The sequence below is a fragment of the Aquamicrobium sp. NLF2-7 genome (assembly GCF_022359935.1).
GTDB classification, from domain to species: Bacteria; Pseudomonadota; Alphaproteobacteria; order Rhizobiales; family Rhizobiaceae; genus Mesorhizobium; species Mesorhizobium lusatiense.
Genome location: NZ_JAKSED010000002.1, coordinates 319,129 through 335,058, shown reverse-complemented (window position 1 = coordinate 335,058; position 15,930 = coordinate 319,129). Strand labels below are relative to the sequence as shown.

At 63.3% G+C, this 15,930-nt stretch carries 13 protein-coding genes; 12 read left to right on the top strand and 1 reads right to left on the bottom strand.

The window, feature by feature from the left end:
* Positions 1-20: 20 nt before the first annotated feature.
* The 12 genes from MIC97_RS18375 to MIC97_RS18320 all read left to right on the top strand — a co-directional run bounded on the left by MIC97_RS18375 (position 21) and on the right by MIC97_RS18320 (position 14,205).
* Positions 21-782 carry a 5-oxoprolinase subunit PxpA gene (locus tag MIC97_RS18375; protein WP_239801427.1) on the top strand — a complete coding sequence of 254 codons (762 nt, stop codon included), beginning with the start codon at positions 21-23 and terminating at the stop codon, positions 780-782.
* 14 nt (positions 783-796) lie between these two features.
* On the top strand, positions 797-2,359 hold the full coding sequence (locus MIC97_RS18370) for an urea amidolyase family protein (RefSeq protein WP_239801426.1): 1,563 nt from the start codon (positions 797-799) through the stop codon (positions 2,357-2,359).
* A gap of 3 nt (positions 2,360-2,362) precedes the next feature.
* Positions 2,363-4,099, top strand: coding sequence for a biotin carboxylase N-terminal domain-containing protein (locus MIC97_RS18365; protein WP_239801425.1), 1,737 nt, complete (start codon positions 2,363-2,365; stop codon positions 4,097-4,099).
* 320 nt (positions 4,100-4,419) lie between these two features.
* Complete coding sequence (locus MIC97_RS18360; RefSeq protein ID WP_239801424.1) at positions 4,420-5,058, top strand: TetR/AcrR family transcriptional regulator; 639 nt, start codon at positions 4,420-4,422, stop codon at positions 5,056-5,058.
* Positions 5,059-5,187: 129 nt separating this feature from the next.
* Positions 5,188-6,063, top strand: coding sequence for a sugar phosphate isomerase/epimerase family protein (locus MIC97_RS18355; RefSeq protein WP_239801423.1), 876 nt, complete (start codon positions 5,188-5,190; stop codon positions 6,061-6,063).
* A gap of 105 nt (positions 6,064-6,168) precedes the next feature.
* Positions 6,169-7,233, top strand: a complete 1,065-nt coding sequence (locus MIC97_RS18350; RefSeq protein ID WP_239801422.1) for an NAD(P)-dependent oxidoreductase — start codon at positions 6,169-6,171, stop codon at positions 7,231-7,233.
* Positions 7,234-7,235: 2 nt separating this feature from the next.
* Positions 7,236-8,300, top strand: coding sequence for a dihydrodipicolinate synthase family protein (locus tag MIC97_RS18345; protein ID WP_239801421.1), 1,065 nt, complete (start codon positions 7,236-7,238; stop codon positions 8,298-8,300).
* Positions 8,301-8,304: 4 nt separating this feature from the next.
* Positions 8,305-9,075, top strand: a complete 771-nt coding sequence (locus tag MIC97_RS18340) for an ABC transporter permease (RefSeq protein WP_183832415.1) — start codon at positions 8,305-8,307, stop codon at positions 9,073-9,075.
* A 50-nt stretch (positions 9,076-9,125) separates the two neighbouring features.
* Complete coding sequence (locus tag MIC97_RS18335) at positions 9,126-10,124, top strand: ABC transporter substrate-binding protein (RefSeq protein ID WP_239801420.1); 999 nt, start codon at positions 9,126-9,128, stop codon at positions 10,122-10,124.
* A 23-nt stretch (positions 10,125-10,147) separates the two neighbouring features.
* Positions 10,148-10,951, top strand: coding sequence for an ABC transporter ATP-binding protein (locus MIC97_RS18330; protein ID WP_239801419.1), 804 nt, complete (start codon positions 10,148-10,150; stop codon positions 10,949-10,951).
* A complete protein-coding gene (locus tag MIC97_RS18325) occupies positions 10,948-12,369 on the top strand; it encodes an enolase C-terminal domain-like protein (RefSeq protein ID WP_239801418.1) in 1,422 nt (473 codons plus the stop codon). The genes MIC97_RS18330 and MIC97_RS18325 overlap by 4 nt, the downstream gene beginning before the upstream one ends.
* Positions 12,370-12,654: 285 nt before the next feature.
* The gene (locus tag MIC97_RS18320; RefSeq protein ID WP_239801417.1) at positions 12,655-14,205 is read left to right on the top strand and encodes an acetolactate synthase large subunit; all 1,551 of its coding nucleotides are present in this window, start codon (positions 12,655-12,657) and stop codon (positions 14,203-14,205) included.
* A gap of 55 nt (positions 14,206-14,260) precedes the next feature.
* Here the strand turns inward: MIC97_RS18320 and MIC97_RS18315 are convergent, their stop codons facing one another.
* On the bottom strand, positions 14,261-15,910 hold the full coding sequence (locus tag MIC97_RS18315) for an FGGY-family carbohydrate kinase (protein ID WP_239801416.1): 1,650 nt from the start codon (positions 15,908-15,910) through the stop codon (positions 14,261-14,263).
* Positions 15,911-15,930 lie beyond the last annotated feature (20 nt).

Sequence of the window (15,930 nt, the reverse complement as noted above, 5' to 3'; positions counted from 1 at the left end):
GACAACGGAGTGCCTTTGCGATGACGATGATCGATCTCAACAGCGATCTGGGTGAAAGCTTCGGCCTCTGGCCGATGGGCGACGATGATGCAATGCTCGGTCTTGTGACCAGCGCCAACATTGCCTGTGGTTTCCATGCAGGCGATCCCGCCGGCATTCTGCGCAGCCTCCGCTCCGCGGCGGAACGGGGCGTTATCGTCGGCGCCCATATCGGCTATCGCGATCTCGTCGGCTTCGGGCGCCGCAACATGGAACCTTCCGATGCCGAGCTGTTTGCCGACAGCATCTATCAGATCGGCGCTTTGCAGGGCCTTGCCAAAGCTGCGGGAACTCGCGTTGCCTATGTGAAGCCGCATGGGGCTCTCTACAATACGATGGCGCATGATGCCCGGCAGGCCGACGCCGTCATCGCCGCCATCAAGGCCCTGGACCCAACCCTGCCGCTGATGGCGCTTTCCAATGCGCCGGTGGTTGCGCAGGCGCGGGCGCAAGGCCTCACTGTGATCTGCGAGACATTCGCCGACCGTGCCTACATGCCGGACGGCTCGCTGGTTTCGCGTTCGCGTGCAGATGCTGTGATCCACGAACCGAAGGAGATTGCGGGTCGTATGTTGCGCCTCTTGACGGAGGGGCTCATCACGGCAGTCGATGGCACAGATATCCGGCTGGAGGCGCAGTCCATCTGCGTCCACGGGGACACGCCCGCGGCTGTGGCGATCGCCCGCAGATTGCGGGCCGACCTCACGGAGGCGGGCATCAGGCTCGCCTCGTTCACACGCTGAGGCCGGAGTGGCAAATGCGCTTTCTTGCTGCCGGGCTGGACGGTATTCTTGTCGAAACCGAAGACCTTGAACAGGCGCTTGCCCTGTTCGACAGCTTGCGCGTTGCAAAGCTCAAAGGCGTGACAGAACTGGTGCCGGCGGCGCGTGCGGTTCTGGTACGGTTCAATCCCTTGTTCGCAAGCAGAGAGGGATTGCGTGAAGCCATCGCCGCGATGGAACTGACGCGAACGGAAACCTCGCCCGGCCAGATGGTCGAGATACCTGTCGTCTATGATGGCGAGGATATGGCGGAGGTGGCCGCGATCCTCGGCTGTTCCGAGGCGGAAGTGATCCGGCGTCATACCGGGGCGGTGCACACGGTGTCATTCACGGGTTTCGCGCCCGGTTTCGCCTATATGAGCAGCGACGATCCGGGGTTGGATGTACCGCGCCGCAAATCACCACGCGTGCGTATTCCGCGTGGCTCTGTCGCGCTCGCCGGCAGGTTCAGCGGCGTCTATCCCACAGAAAGCCCCGGCGGATGGCAACTGATCGGACGCACCAACACCCGCATGTGGGACCTCGCGCGGGCACGTCCTGCCCTGCTGGTGCCCGGAGACCGGGTGCGCTTCCGTCAGGTTGAGGCTAGCGATGCAATCATTGTCCCTGCCTTGTCCCGGGCCGCGCCGACAACGGTGAAGACGGACGCCTGTGTGACGATCCTGCGCACGGAACGCCCTTTGATGCTGGAGGACGAAGGCCGGCCCGGACAAGCGTCGCAGGGCGTGTCCGGCTCGGGCGCGCTGGATCGGGCCAGCTTTCGCGCGGTGAACGAAGTTCTTGGCAATGCGGCCAATACACCGGCGCTTGAGATTGTCTTCGGAGGCGTTGAACTTCGCGCCGAAAAGCCTGTCACGCTGGCCATGACCGGCGCGCCCTGCAAGCTCGTGCTGACCGGCAATGACGGGCGCAGGACTGCTCTGCCGACAGGCCGGGCTTTTGCCCTCGATGCGGGGAATATTCTCGATATCGGGGGTGCCGGTCAGGGCATGGTCAGCTATCTCGGTATCCGTGGGGGCTTTGCCTGCGATCTGGTGATGGGATCGGCTTCCCGCGATGTGCTGGCCGGCATTGGCCCCGAACCCGTTGTGGCAGGTGCAACGCTTTGCGCAGCGCCCGGACCGGCCCGCGCCGTCAGTGCATATACGGTTCCGGCCGCAGCGCTGCCGAAGAAAGACGAGGCAACCACCGTGGATATCGTCATGGGGCCACGCGATGACTGGTTCACCGAAGCGGCATTGCAAACCCTGATAACGCAGGAATGGCGCGTAACGCCTGAGGCAAGCCGGGTCGGCAAACGGCTTTCCGGTCCGTCGCCTCTGGAGCGTATCGATGCGGCAGAATTGCCGTCCGAGCCGACCGTGCCCGGTGCGATACAGGTGCCGCATAGCGGCCAGCCTGTGGTGTTTCTTGCCGATCATCCGGTGACAGGAGGCTATCCTGTGATTGCTGTGGTCGCGCGCTACCATCTCGACCTTGTGGCGCAAATCCCGCCCGGCGCGTCGATCCGTTTTCATCCCGTCAGCGAGGATCATTGAGCAATGAAGAAGCTGCTCGTCGCCAATCGAGGCGAAATCGCCCTGCGCATCATTCGTGCAGCGCGCGACTACGGGATTGAATCGGTTGCCGTTTATGCGGACGCGGACTCCGCATCGCTTCATGTCGAATATGCGGATGAAGCGTGGTCGCTCGGTGCGGGGCGCGCTTCGGATACCTATCTTGCCATCGATAAGATCATCGACGTTGCGGCGCGCTCGGGAGCGGATGCCGTCCATCCGGGTTACGGTTTTCTCTCCGAACGGCCGGAGTTCGCGCAGGCGGTGCTCGACGCCGGACTGGTCTGGGTGGGGCCGTCACCGGATGTGATCCGCATGCTGGGTGACAAGATCGAGGCGCGCCGCATTGCAGCCGGTGTCGGCGCTCCGCTGGTCAGCGGCTCCGATGGCCCCCTCTCTTCGGCAAAGGAAGCTGTCGCTTTCGCCGAACGTGCCGGGCTGCCGATTGCGATCAAGGCTGCGTTCGGCGGCGGTGGGCGGGGCATGAAGGTTGCCCGCTCGCTTGAAGACGTCGGTGACATGTTTGAGTCCGCAGTTCGCGAGGCAACCGAGGCCTTTGGGCGCGGTGACTGCTACGCCGAACAATTTCTCGACAAGCCCCGCCATGTCGAGGCGCAAATTCTGACAGACAGCCATGGCAATATTCTGGTTCTTGGAACGCGTGACTGTTCCCTGCAGCGCCGCAATCAGAAACTGGTCGAGGAAGCGCCGGCCCCGTTCCTGAGCGCAGAACAGAGGCAGCGGATCCACGACGCTGCCCGAAAAATCTGTTCCGCTGCCGGATATGTGGGAGCTGGCACGGTGGAATTTCTGCTGTCGCGCGACGGACTGATTTCCTTTCTGGAAGTGAACACGCGCCTTCAGGTCGAGCACCCTGTCACGGAAGTGACGACCGGCATTGACATCGTCGTTGAACAGTTGCGTATCGCCGACGGGCTGCCGCTGCGTGTGAAAGAAACGCCGGAGCCTCTGGGGCATGCCTTTGAATTCCGCATCAATGCGGAAGATCCGGGTCGGGGCTTCCTGCCGACGCCCGGACGCATCACCCGCTTTCGCGCGCCCTCCGGACCCGGCGTGCGGCTCGACAGCGGCGTCGAAGCCGGATCCATTGTCCCGCCGCTCTATGATTCACTGTTTGCAAAACTGATCGTTTTCGCTTCCACCCGTGAGGAAGCGATTCATCGGGCCAGACGCGCCCTGCGGGAATTTCAGGTCGAAGGAATAGCAACCGTTCTGCCGTTCCATCGCGCAGTGCTTGAGGAAGAGGCTTTTACGTCGGCCGAACATTTTGGCGTCCACACCAACTGGATCGAAACCGAACTCGACCTGCCGCCTCCCGCCCCCCGGGTCGAGGCGCAGGAAGACGATCTGGTGCGCACCTACATTGAAATTGATGGCAAGCGCCATCAGCTTGCTCTGCCGGCTGCGTTCTGGGGGAAGTTTGCTGCTGCGCCGGCTTCACCGGATGTTGTACGCGAGGCTCCTTCCTCACAGGAAGCCGGGGGTGAAATAGTCGCCGTACCGATGCCGTCCATTCTGCAGGGGTGGCTCGTTGACGACGGAGCCCGCGTTCGCAGGGGTGATGCGATTGCCATCATAGAAGCGATGAAAGCGGAAATGCGGATTACCGCGCCTGCAGATGGTATCCTGCAACACAAAGCAAAACCCGGTTCTGAGCTCATGGCAGGCGATACGCTCGCCACCATCCTGCCCGGGGGATGATTTCCTCTGAAGGGTTCTATTCCCTTAAGATGTCATTTCGATCGTGCAAAAGAGCACACCAAGCAACTCCCTGCTGGCCGGAAGATTGGCAGCTGACGCGGCTTGCGAGATCTTCCGGAACCATCCTGCGCTCTGTCGGAATGATTTCGGCCCCAGCGTGGAATTATATCCGGCCTGTCTTTAAACAGGCGCGGCGCTCTTACGAAATGCTGAAAGAATGGCTATCATGAGGTCCAGCTTGCCCGACGGCTTCATTGACTGGAGGCGGGAGGGCTGCAGGAAATCCGGTACTTCAACAGAATTTGCAATGCGGACTGTGAATGGCGAAATCTCAAACCCGCGCCGCTCATAAGACGGGTAAAAATGCGCGCGAGATAATTCTGAACGCAGCGCGAGCGGAATTCGCCGAGAAAGGTTTCAACGGAGCGCGTGTCGACAGCATCGCCTCCCGCTCCGGCCTGAACAAGCAGCTCGTCTATTATTATTTCGGCAGCAAGGACGACCTTTACCGCGTCACGCTCGAGGAAGCCTATACCGAGATACGCCTGCGCGAAAAAGACCTCGACCTGCGATCGCTGCCCCCGCAGGACGCCATCGTGCGCCTCATCGATTTCTCGCTCAGCTATCTGGCGCGGCATCGGGAATTCATTCGCATGCTGGCCGACGAGAATGCGCTGGGTGGCCCCCACGTCAAGGACTCCGATGCTTTTCAGCGCACGAACTCGCCATTGATCGAGATGATCGGGATGACCCTGCGCGAAGGAGAGGCGCAAGGCGTGTTTCGCAAGGGCATCGACCCGCTGGACCTCTATATCTCGATCGCGGGCATGACGTTTTTCTACTTCGCCAACGGCGTCACCATGTCGGCGATTTTCGGGCGGGATCTTTCCACGCCGGAAGCTCTTTCCGTTTACCGGGACCATATCGTTGCGCTGACGCTGGCGGGTCTGCGGCCCTGATGCCGTCGTGCGTGCACCCCGGCGCGGGCCGACCAGCGGCGTTGCAGAGCGCGGGCTGGCCGTTGCCGATTCTCGATTCAACCAAATAGTTGAAAATGCCCCCGGTGACGGTCTACCCTCTGGATGCAAATGCCGGAGGACGCCCTGATCATGATTCCCGCCATCGTTACCGACGAGTTGTCGGATTCGCCTGAAACCGCCTTCGAGCTCGGTCTGGAATGGGGCGTGCGGCATTTCGAGCTGCGCGGCATGCACGATGCCCGCGTGCCGCGCCTGAGCCCGACGCAACGGCGGCGGCTGTTGCGGGCGATCCGCGACTTCGATGTGCGTATCAGCGCTATCTCTCCGGGCCTCTTCAAGATTCCCCTGCCGCCGGACTCTGCGCAAAGCTCCAATCTGGCGTGGATGGACCGCGAGTTCCACGATGCATGGGCGGACGCAGAGACGCTGCTGCGCGATCATGTCGAACGGCTTCTGCCGGAATCGCTGGAATTCGCCGTGGCCAGCGGCGCGCAGTACCTGATCGCCTTCAGTTTTCACCGCGGCGGCCGGCCTTCGGGACGCGCGCCGGGGCGGGTCGCGGATGTGCTCGCCCATGCCGCCGAACTGGCGCGGAGTGCGAATGTATCCCTGATCATCGAGAACGAGGAAAGCCACTGGGCCAATACGGGCGCGCTTTCGGCGGCCCTGATCGCGGCCACCGGCGCACCGATCGGGATCAACTGGGATCCCGCCAACGCGCTGATCGACGGCGACACGCCCTGGCCGGACGGCTATGCCGCCTGCCGTCATCTGGTCCGCAACGTTCACTTCAAGGATGCCCGCGTTCACGCCGACAATTCATGGGAGCTGCTGGCCGACGGGGATGTCGACTGGGCCGGTCAGGTGAGGGCGCTGGAGGAGGATGGCTATGCAGGCTGTGTCGCCATGGAACCGCATCTGTGGCCATCCGTGGCGTCGGTGAGGAATGCTCTCTCGAGATTTAACTCATTGAAAAATAATTGAAATATTGCGGTGTAAAATTTCCGGCAAAAATTCAACCAAATAGTTGAAATCTTCTTTCTCTGCGGGTAGTGTCATCGGCAAGAAAAGAACATGAGGGAGCCGATCTTGCATCAGACAGTCGCCAATGATTCCGGTCTGGCCGCCACCGCGCTGCCCGAAAGCTTCGGTTCCGTTGAGGAACTCGAAGAATACATGACCCGGCCAACGCCCGCTCTGGTGCGCGATCTGGCCTCGGTCGACGGTGACATCATCATCCTCGGTGTTGCCGGCAAGATGGGCCCGACGCTGGCGCGCATGGCCAAGCGTGCGGCACCCGAAAAGCGGGTGATCGGCGTTGCCCGCTTCAGCGAGCCCGAGTTGCAGGCGCAGCTTGAATCCTGGGGCGTCGAGACCATCAGGGCCGATCTGCTGGACGAGGCGCAGGTGAACGCGCTTCCCAAGGCCCGCAACGTGATCTTCATGGCCGGCATGAAGTTCGGTGCTTCAGGCAATCAGGCGCTGACCTGGGCGATGAACACCCATTCGCCGGCGCTGGTCGCCAATGCCTATCGAGACTCGCGCATCGTCGCCTTCTCAACCGGCAACATCTATCCGCTGATGGATGTACTCCAGCAGGGCGCGCTGGAAACGACGCCGCCGGAGCCGCGCGGCGAATATGCCATGTCCTGCCTTGGCCGCGAGCGCATGTTCGAGCATTTCTCGCGCGTTTACGGCACGCCCGGCCGGCTGTTCCGCCTGAACTACGCCATCGATCTGCGCTATGGCGTGCTTTACGATCTCGCCAGCCGCATCAAGGCCGGGACCCAGATCGATCTGTCGCTGATGGGGCACGTCAACGTGATCTGGCAGGGCGACGCCAATGCGCAGGCGCTGCGCTGTCTGGCTCATTCCACCGAAATCACCAGCCCGATCAATGTGTCGGGTCCGGAAACCCTTTCGGTGCGCTGGCTGGTCCATGAGCTGGCGAAGCGCCTTGACGTCGAGCCGCGCCTGTTCGGTTCCGAGGCGACCACCGCCTGGCTCACCAACACCGCGCAGGCCAACCGGCTGTTCGGCTATCCGTCGGTTCCGCTGACGGCGATGCTCGACTGGACCGCCGACTGGGTTGCGCGCGGCGAAGTTGCCTATAACAAGCCCACCAAGTTCGAAGCCCGGAGCGGAGCGTTCTGAACATGACCGGACAAGCCACTCCTCAGGCCCAGCAGGCTGCGATGGACCTTCTGCGCGAAGGGACTGTCATTCCTGCCCACCCTCTGGCGCTGAATGCCGATCGCCAGCTCGATGAGCGCCGGCAGCGGGCGCTGACGCGCTACTATCTCGATGCGGGCTCCGGCGGTCTGGCGGTGGGTGTGCACACCACCCAGTTCGCCATTCGCGAAGTCGGGCTCTATGAGCGTGTGCTGTCGCTTGCCGCAGATGAGGCTGCAAGCTGGACCGACCGCACGCTGGTCATGGTTGCCGGACTTGCCGGTCCGACCGCGCAGGCGGTCAATGAGGCCAAGACGGCCGTATCGCTTGGCTACCATGCCGGCCTGCTCAGCCTCGCCGCCCTCAAGGGCCAGAGCGAGGATGCGCTGATTGCGCATTGCGAGCAGGTTGCCGCCGAAATTCCACTGATCGGCTTCTATCTGCAGCCGGCGGTCGGCGGGCTGCATCTGTCGGCGCATTTCTGGGCGCGCTTTGCCGCCATCCCCAATGTGGTGGCGATCAAGGTTGCTCCCTTCAACCGCTATCGCACCGTCGATGTGGTGCGCGGCATCGTCGATGCCGGGGCCGAGGACAAGGTCACGCTCTACACCGGCAATGACGATCACATCGTGCTCGATCTGGTGACGCCGTTCACCGTGATGCGCGACGGCAAGCCCGTCACGCTGCGTTTCAAAGGCGGCTTGCTCGGCCACTGGTCGGTATGGACGAAAGGCGCGGTCGACATCTTCAAACGTTGCCGCGCGGAAGCGGCGAAGGATGCGGTTTCGGCCGACATGCTCGCGCTCGATTCCCGCGTGACCGACTGCAACAGCGCCTTCTTCGATGTCGTCAACGACTTCCACGGCTGCATTGCCGGCTGTCACGAGATCCTGCGCCGGCAGGGCCTGCTGGAGGGCATCTGGTGCCTTGATCCGGAAGAGGGGCTTTCGCCGGGACAGGCGGAAGAGCTGACCCGCGTCAGCCGCCTGCATGCCGACCTTGCGGATGACGACTTCGTCCGCGCCAATCTCTCGCGCTGGCTGGACTGATCCGATGGCGAAGCTGCGCGAGAAACTTCTCGAACTGGTGCCCGCCATCGTTCTCTTTCTGGCGATCATGGCCATCTGGCAGGCGGCCGTGAGCTGGGGCGAGATCAAGCCCTATCTGCTTCCAAGCCCGCGCTCGGTGCTGGATGCCATGCTCGACACCTCGATCGACTGGTGGGGGCACATCTGGGCCACCGGCCTTGCCATCGTGGGCGCGTTCCTGCTGGCGGCGGCCAGCGGCGTTCTGCTGGGCACGATGATTGCCTGGTCGCCGGTGCTTTCGCGGGCGCTGATGCCGTTTCTGGTGTTTCTCAACACGCTTCCCAAGGTGGCTATCGCGCCGCTGTTCCTGATCTGGGTCGGCTACGGCATCCTTCCCAACATATTGATGGGCGCGCTCATCGGCTTCTTCCCCGTCGTCATCAACACGGCGGTGGGCCTCTCGCAGATCGATCATGACATGATCGATCTCGGCCGCGTCTTCAGTGCGCCGAAATGGAAGGTGTTCGCCAAGATTCGCATTCCGAACGCCTATCCATACATCCTGTCGGCGCTGAAGGTCACGGCGACCTCCGCCGTCGTCGGCGCGATCGTCGGCGAATTCGTCGCCTCGCAGACCGGGCTCGGCTATGTCATCGTGACCAGCCAGAGCAGCATGAACACCGCGCTGGCTTTCGCCGCGCTCATCTATATCTCGATCATCGGTCTGCTGCTGTTCGCGGCTGTCGGGCTGATGTCGCGCTATCTGGCGCCATGGGCCGAGGGGACCGACGCCTGAGCCGGAATTATTGTCACCATCCGATAACCGCAAAAATGGGAGCGAACGGGATGAAGACTGCACTGATGATCACAACGGCCATGGTTGCAGCACTTGCTGCGGCACCGGCCATGGCCAACGAGAAATTCACCTTCGCGCTGAACTGGTTCCCGGTTGGCGACCATGCCGCCTACTGGGTGGCCAAGGAGAAGGGCTACTTCGCCGAGAAGGGCCTCGACGTGGTGATCGAGAACTCCAAGGGTTCCGGCGATTCCATCGCCAAGGTCGACACAGGTCGCGCTGATGCCGGTCTTGCCGATGCCGCAGTCGTCATCGGCTCGCGGGCGAGGGGAACCACGGTGAAGGTTGTCGGCATCATATTCGACCGCACGCCGATGAACTTCTTCTCCAAGGCCTCCGCTCCCATCACCAAGCCCTCCGACCTGCCCGGCAAGACCGTGGGCGCACCTCCCGGCGACAGCCAGCGTCTGGTGTGGCCGGCTTTCGCCAATGCCAACGGCATCGATCCCAACTCCATCAAATGGGTGAACATCGAACCTTCGGCCAAATATGTGGCGCTTGCGGAAGGGCGCGCCGATGCGGTGTCGGACTACACGACCGGCCTGCCGCTGGCGGAAAAGGCGGTCGGCAAGGGCAAGGCCGTGACGCTGAACTGGGCCGACTACAATTTCCAGCTCTACGCCATGTCGATCATGACCAGCGAGGCCACCATCAAGGATCGGCCCGAAGCGCTTCGCGGTTTCCTGGAAGCGTCCTACAAGGGCTGGCAGGATGTCATGAACGATCCTGAAGGCGCGATGGAGATCTATAAGAAGGCCGTGCCTGAGATCGATGTGGTGGCGCTGCGCGAAAACATGGATCTCGGCTTCGAACTGATGAAGACGCAGACCTTCAAGGAAAACGGCATCGGCGCCATCGACAAGGACAAGATGTGCGGATCGGTCGACCTTGTGAACACCTATATGGGCCTGCCCACCAAGGTGGATTGCGCGGACGCCTATGACGACACGTTCCTGACCAAGATTGAGCTTCCGTTCGACGTTCAATAACCTTTGAAGACAGGCTAGACAGAGTGGACACTATTTCCATCCAGCTCGACGGGGTCTCGATGACCTACGGCACCGCATCGGGGCCGGTCGAGGCGTTGCGTGACATCAATCTGGCGGTTCGGCAGGGCGAGTTCATCTCGCTCGTCGGCCCGTCCGGTTGCGGAAAATCCACCCTGCTGCGCGTGGTGGCCGGACTGCGAGAGCGCAGCGCCGGCACCATCATGGTGGATGGCCAGAAGGTGACGAAGCCGATCCCCAATGTGGGGATGGTGTTTCAGGCCGCCGTGCTGCTGAAATGGCGCACCATCCTCGACAACGTTCTGTTGCCGGCGGAACTGGCAGGCCTCAACCCGCGCAACTACCGCGAGCGGGCCATGCAGCTTCTCGAACTCACCGGGCTGAAGGAATTCGCCAACAAGCTGCCGCGCGAGCTTTCCGGCGGCATGCAGCAGCGCGCCGCGATCTGCCGCGGGCTGCTTCTGGACCCTCAGCTCCTGCTCATGGATGAGCCCTTCGGCGCTCTCGACGCGATGACGCGTGACGAGATGAATCTGGAACTGCTGCGCATCTGGGGCGAGGCTTCCGATACCCGCAAGACCGTTCTGTTCGTCACCCACTCCATTCCCGAGGCCGTGTTCCTTTCGGATCGGGTGGTGATCATGTCGCCGCGTCCGGGACGCATCGACACCGTGCTCGATATCGATCTGCCGCGACCGCGCACCGTCGAAAGCCGCATCACGCCGGAATTCGGCGCGCTGTCGCTGAAGATCTACGACATGCTCACCGGCCGTCAGAGCGGCGACGACCCGCGCTTCGTGCCGGCATGACGGTACGGCTCCGGGTCGTCGACGTCTGCTGCTACGAGCGGCCTTACCGGCTGCGCATTCCATTTCGCTTCGGCATAAAGACCGCAACGGGCGGACGGCAGGCGGTTGTCTCGGTCCGCATCCGTCTGGAGAACGGGCAGGAAGCCACCGGCTGGGCAGCAGAGGCGCTGAGCGCTAAATGGTTCGACAAGAACCCCTCGCTCACCGATGACCAGAACCATCACCAACTGCGCCGCTCCATCGAGCTGGCCGCCGAGGCCCGCCTCGGCTCCGGCCTGCAAACGGCGTACGGGCTTTTCGAGACCAGCTATTTCGACCTGAATGACGCATGTGCCGCGCAGGCGCTCAATCCGCTGATCGCGAGCTTCGGCATGGCGATGCTCGACCGCGCCATTCTCGATGCCGTGTGCCGGGCGAAGGGCGTGAGTTTTGCGCAGGCCATGTCTGCCAATCTGGTGGGCATGCATACGGGGCCGCTGGTGCCGGAGCTGGATGGCTTCGATCTCGATGCTTTCCTTGGCTCGCATCATCCCGCATCCGGCATCGACATCCGCCACACCGTGGGGCTGGTCGATCCGCTGGTGCCAGGCGATCAGGAAAGCCGCGTCAATGACGGTTTGCCGGAGACGCTGTCGGAAGTGATCGCGACCTATGGCTGCCGTTATTACAAGATCAAGATCGGCGGTGATGCGGAAGCGGATCTGGACCGGCTCGGCCGGATCGCCGCGCTGCTGGACCAAAGCGGCATCGATTACCGCGTAACCCTCGACGGCAACGAACAGTTCGCTGATGGCGAGGCCATTGCCGCATTCTTTGCGCGGGTGGAAGCCGATCCGGCGCTGCGCCGGTTCAGCAAGGCTCTCCTGTGCCTCGAACAGCCGGTGCGGCGTGACCGCGCGCTGGCAGAGCCGGTGGACCGTCTTGCCGACCGCATTCCGGTGATCATCGATGAATCGGACGGCGGGCTGGATGCGTTCCCGACAGCCCGCGCGCTCGGCTATACGGGCGTGTCGTCGAAGACCTGCAAGGGCTTCTACAAGTCGATACTGAACGCCGCCCGGGCGCAGGCCTGGAACGGCGACGGCGCGTCGCGCTATTTACTCTCCGCTGAAGACCTGACCTGCGAGCCCGGCATTTCCCTGCAGCAGGATCTCGCGCTCGTCAGCTGGCTGGGGCTCACCCATGTCGAGAAGAATGCCCATCACTTCATAGATGGCTTCGGCAATCGTCCTCACGGTGAAGCGCAGGCCTTTCTGGCCGCGCATGGCGATCTTTATCATCTCCAGAACGGTGTTGTCCGGCTGAAGCTCGAAGGTGGCAGGGTCGGGATCGGCTCGCTCGCAGCTTCCGGATTCGGAACAGCATTATTGCCCGATATCGCCGGTCTGGAGCCCATGCCTCCCGCCGACTGGAATTAGCCCGCTCCCCGCGCAGAAGCGTCCTGATGCTGTCGGGGCCTGATGTCCTGCCGGATGTGGGCATGAACGTCGGGGCTGCAAGCTGGCCGTGCCTTTGCGGCTACGATCGGGGCGACCGCTGCACCAAGAAGGGCTGGTACATCTGCCTCAGAGGCAGTGATCCTTGCCAACATCAGACTATTTCTGAACAACGGCACCTGTCGGGGCCGTCAGCCACGGCTGAGAGGCGGTAGGGGCCAGCCCGGCCGGATCCCGCCTGATGAAATGAATGATGAAAGGGAAGATATGAACGGCGCCGACATGCTTTGCGATGTGCTTCTGGTGAACGACATTGACGTTTGCTTCGCCAATCCGGGAACCTCCGAAATGCATTTCGTTGCCGCGCTTGATCGCAAGCCGCAGATGCGCTGCGTGCTGGGTCTGGCCGAGGGCGTTGTGACAGGCGCCGCCGACGGTTACGCGCGCATGGCCGACAAGCCTGCCGCCACCCTTCTGCATACGGGGCCGGGGCTCGCCAACGGTCTTGCCAATCTGCACAATGCCCGCCGCGCCCGCACGCCCATGGTCAATGTGGTGGGCGACCATGCCACCTATCATCTGAAGCACGATGCGCCGCTGACAAGTGATATCGAAGGCCTTGCCCGGCCCATGTCGCACTGGGTTGGCCGTATCGAAAGCGCCGCCGGAGTGCGCACGCGCACGGAAGAGGCTTATCGCGAGGCGCAGATGCGCCGCGGTGTCTCGACGCTCATCCTGCCGGCGGATGCGGCATGGGGCGAAGTGCAGCCCGAAACGCTCGTTCCCGTAAGCCTGCCGCAACCGCCCGCCGTTTCGGCTGACGTGCTTTCCGCTGCCGGCGCGGCGCTGCGCAGCGGCAGGCGTGCGGTCATCATTCTGGCCGGCCGGGCGCTGCGTGCCGGTGCCCTCGAAACCGCGGGCCGCATCGCGGCTGCCACCGGTGCGGCGCTGTTTTCGCAGACCTCCGACCGCACCGCGCGGGGTGCCGGCAGGGTTGCGGCCCGTCCCGTGCCTTACAACGTGGATCAGGCGGTGCAGGCACTGCGCGAGTTCGAAGTGGCGATCTGTCTCGGCGGGCATGCGCCTGTCGGGTTCTTCGCCTATCCCGGCAAGCCTGGCGCGATGCTGCCCCCCGACTGCGAGGTCATTCAGCTTGCAGAGCATGAGCACGATCTGGCTGGCGCGCTTGAGGCGCTTGCCGCCGAAATCGGCGTGCGTGGCGATGCTCCGTTCGTGGCCGGTCGTTTCAACCAGCCCGAGATCGCTGCTCCGAATGGCGTGCTCGATGCGGACAGCATTTCGGTGGCGGTGGCGCGCGCTCTGCCTGAAGACGCAATCCTGATCGATGAGGCGATCACCTCGGGCGGGCGTCTGACGGCGTTGTCGCCGGGGCTCGTTCCGCATGACCATGTGCCGCTGACCGGCGGCGCGATCGGCGAAGGCATTCCGCTGGCGGTTGGTGCCGCCATTGCCTGTCCGCAGCGCAAGGTGGTCGCCATGCAGGCAGACGGCAGCGGCATGTACACCGTGCAGGGCCTGTGGACGCAGGCGCGCGAAAATCTCGACGTGGTGACCGTTATCCTGTCAAACCGTGCCTATGCCATTTTGCAGGGCGAAATGCGCAATGTCGGCGTCAACAATTTTGGGCGCAACGCACGGCGCATGCTCGATCTGGATTCGCCCGACCTCGACTGGTGCCTGATCGCGCGCGGCATGGGTGTGGAAGCTGCCCGTGCAGATACGATCGAACAGTTCATCGATCTGTTCGGGACGGCGCTGACGAGAAAAGGGCCGTTCCTGATCGAGGCGCGGTTCTGAAGCCTTGCCTGAAGGCTGATCGTAAACCGCAAAGGGGATGCCGAGGCATCCCCTTTCAGCAGGTGCGCATGTCCCGGTAGACCAGCTGCAAGGCCTTGAAGGCAGCGTAGCGCTCGTCGTGCAGATCGGCGAGGGTGCCTGTCGCGGGCTGATGGACGCTGCCGGCAGCCGAAAGCTGCGCCATCGCTTCGTCCATTGTGGCGAAGGCGCCGCCGGCGACTGCACCCAGAATGGCGGAGCCCAGCAATACCGGCTCTTCGGTGCGCGGCGCCACCACCGGCTTGCCGCCGGCTGCCGCCAGCAGGGTGCGCACGAAATCGCTCTGCCCGGCGCCGCCGCTGATCACCACCTGTTCGACATGGGCTCCAGCTTCGGCCTGAACCTCGATGATCTGGCGCAGCCCGTAACCGATGCTGCAGATGCCGGCGACATAGAGCGCGACGAGACTGTCGAGATCGTCTTCCATGCCAAGACCGGCGATCACGGCCCGCGCGTCGGGATCGGCAAAGGGGGCGCGGTTGCCGAGGAATTCGGGCACGACATGCAGCCCCTTCACCAGCCGCGCGGCCTCCGTGGCGGTGCCGGCACACTCAAGGGCGAGGTCGGCGAGCAGCACGGGAAGGGCGACACCTTTCGCATCGGCGCGGGCTTTCGCTGCGCCGTGGGCGGGATGCATGGCGATGAGCCGGTCGATGGCCGCGCCGGCCGCGCTCTGGCCGCCTTCGTTCAGCCACATGCCCGGCACCATGGCGGAATAATAGGGGCCCCAGACACCGGGAACGAACACCGGCTCGCTGGTCGAGGTCATGGTGCAGGAGGAGGTGCCGAAGACATAGGCGAGGTTGCGCTGCGGCTCGCCGCCGATGCCGACCGTGCCGATGCCTCCCGCATGGGCGTCGATCATCCCGGCGGCCACGGCCGTGCCTGCGACCAGACCCATGGCCGCGGCAGCCTCTTCAGTCAGGCCGCTGCCGAGCGCGGTGCCCGGCTCGACGATGCGCGTGCCGATGCGCGAAAAACCTTCATCGGCAAGCGCATCGAGACCGATCTTGCGGAAGTAGCTTTCATCCCAGCGCTGTTCATGGGCGAGATAGGTCCATTTGCAGGTGACGGTGCAGATGGAACGGGCGAGATCGCCGCTGGCGCGCCATGTCAGATAGTCGGCAAGGTCGAAGAATTGCCACGCGGCGTCGAAGATCTGCGGCCGGTTTTCCTTCAGCCACAAGAGCTTGGGTGTTTCCATTTCCGGCGAAATGCGCTCACCGACATAGCGCAGCACCGGATGTCCGAGCCTGTTGATGCGTTCTGCCTGTTCCGTGGCGCGGTGGTCCATCCACACGATGATGTCGCGGCTGGCATCTTCGGAGGGGCCAACCGCAAGCGGTGTTCCGCCTTCGCCCAGCACCACCAGCGAGCAGGTGGCGTCGAAGCCGATGCCGGCCACGGCGGCCGGAACGATACGGGCTTCTGTGACAGCCTCCTTCACGCTGGCGCAGACGGCATCCCAGATTTCAGCGCTCGACTGCTCGACCATCGATCCCGCTTCGCGATAAAGGGTGATGTCGCGTTTTGCAGTGGCCAGCATCCGGCCTTCGAGGTTGAACAGGCCGGCGCGGGCACTGCCTGTGCCGACATCGACACCGATCACATAGCGGTTGGCTCGGGCCGTATCGCGCGGCGCGGAGGCGCCGGTCGTCGTGCTCATGGGGACACTCTCAATACGCA

What these genes read in the sequence shown, in the direction of transcription:
- MIC97_RS18320 (WP_239801417.1), top strand. Translation starts at nt 12,655, where the DNA reads ATGAACGGCGCCGACATGCTTTGCGATGTGCTTCTGGTGAACGACATT.
- MIC97_RS18360 (WP_239801424.1), top strand. Translation starts at nt 4,420, where the DNA reads ATGGCGAAATCTCAAACCCGCGCCGCTCATAAGACGGGTAAAAATGCG.
- MIC97_RS18325 (WP_239801418.1), top strand. Translation starts at nt 10,948, where the DNA reads ATGACGGTACGGCTCCGGGTCGTCGACGTCTGCTGCTACGAGCGGCCT.
- MIC97_RS18345 (WP_239801421.1), top strand. Translation starts at nt 7,236, where the DNA reads ATGACCGGACAAGCCACTCCTCAGGCCCAGCAGGCTGCGATGGACCTT.
- MIC97_RS18365 (WP_239801425.1), top strand. Translation starts at nt 2,363, where the DNA reads ATGAAGAAGCTGCTCGTCGCCAATCGAGGCGAAATCGCCCTGCGCATC.
- MIC97_RS18340 (WP_183832415.1), top strand. Translation starts at nt 8,305, where the DNA reads ATGGCGAAGCTGCGCGAGAAACTTCTCGAACTGGTGCCCGCCATCGTT.
- MIC97_RS18375 (WP_239801427.1), top strand. Translation starts at nt 21, where the DNA reads ATGACGATGATCGATCTCAACAGCGATCTGGGTGAAAGCTTCGGCCTC.
- MIC97_RS18335 (WP_239801420.1), top strand. Translation starts at nt 9,126, where the DNA reads ATGAAGACTGCACTGATGATCACAACGGCCATGGTTGCAGCACTTGCT.
- MIC97_RS18355 (WP_239801423.1), top strand. Translation starts at nt 5,188, where the DNA reads ATGCCGGAGGACGCCCTGATCATGATTCCCGCCATCGTTACCGACGAG.
- MIC97_RS18315 (WP_239801416.1), bottom strand. Translation starts at nt 15,910, where the DNA reads ATGAGCACGACGACCGGCGCCTCCGCGCCGCGCGATACGGCCCGAGCC.
- MIC97_RS18370 (WP_239801426.1), top strand. Translation starts at nt 797, where the DNA reads ATGCGCTTTCTTGCTGCCGGGCTGGACGGTATTCTTGTCGAAACCGAA.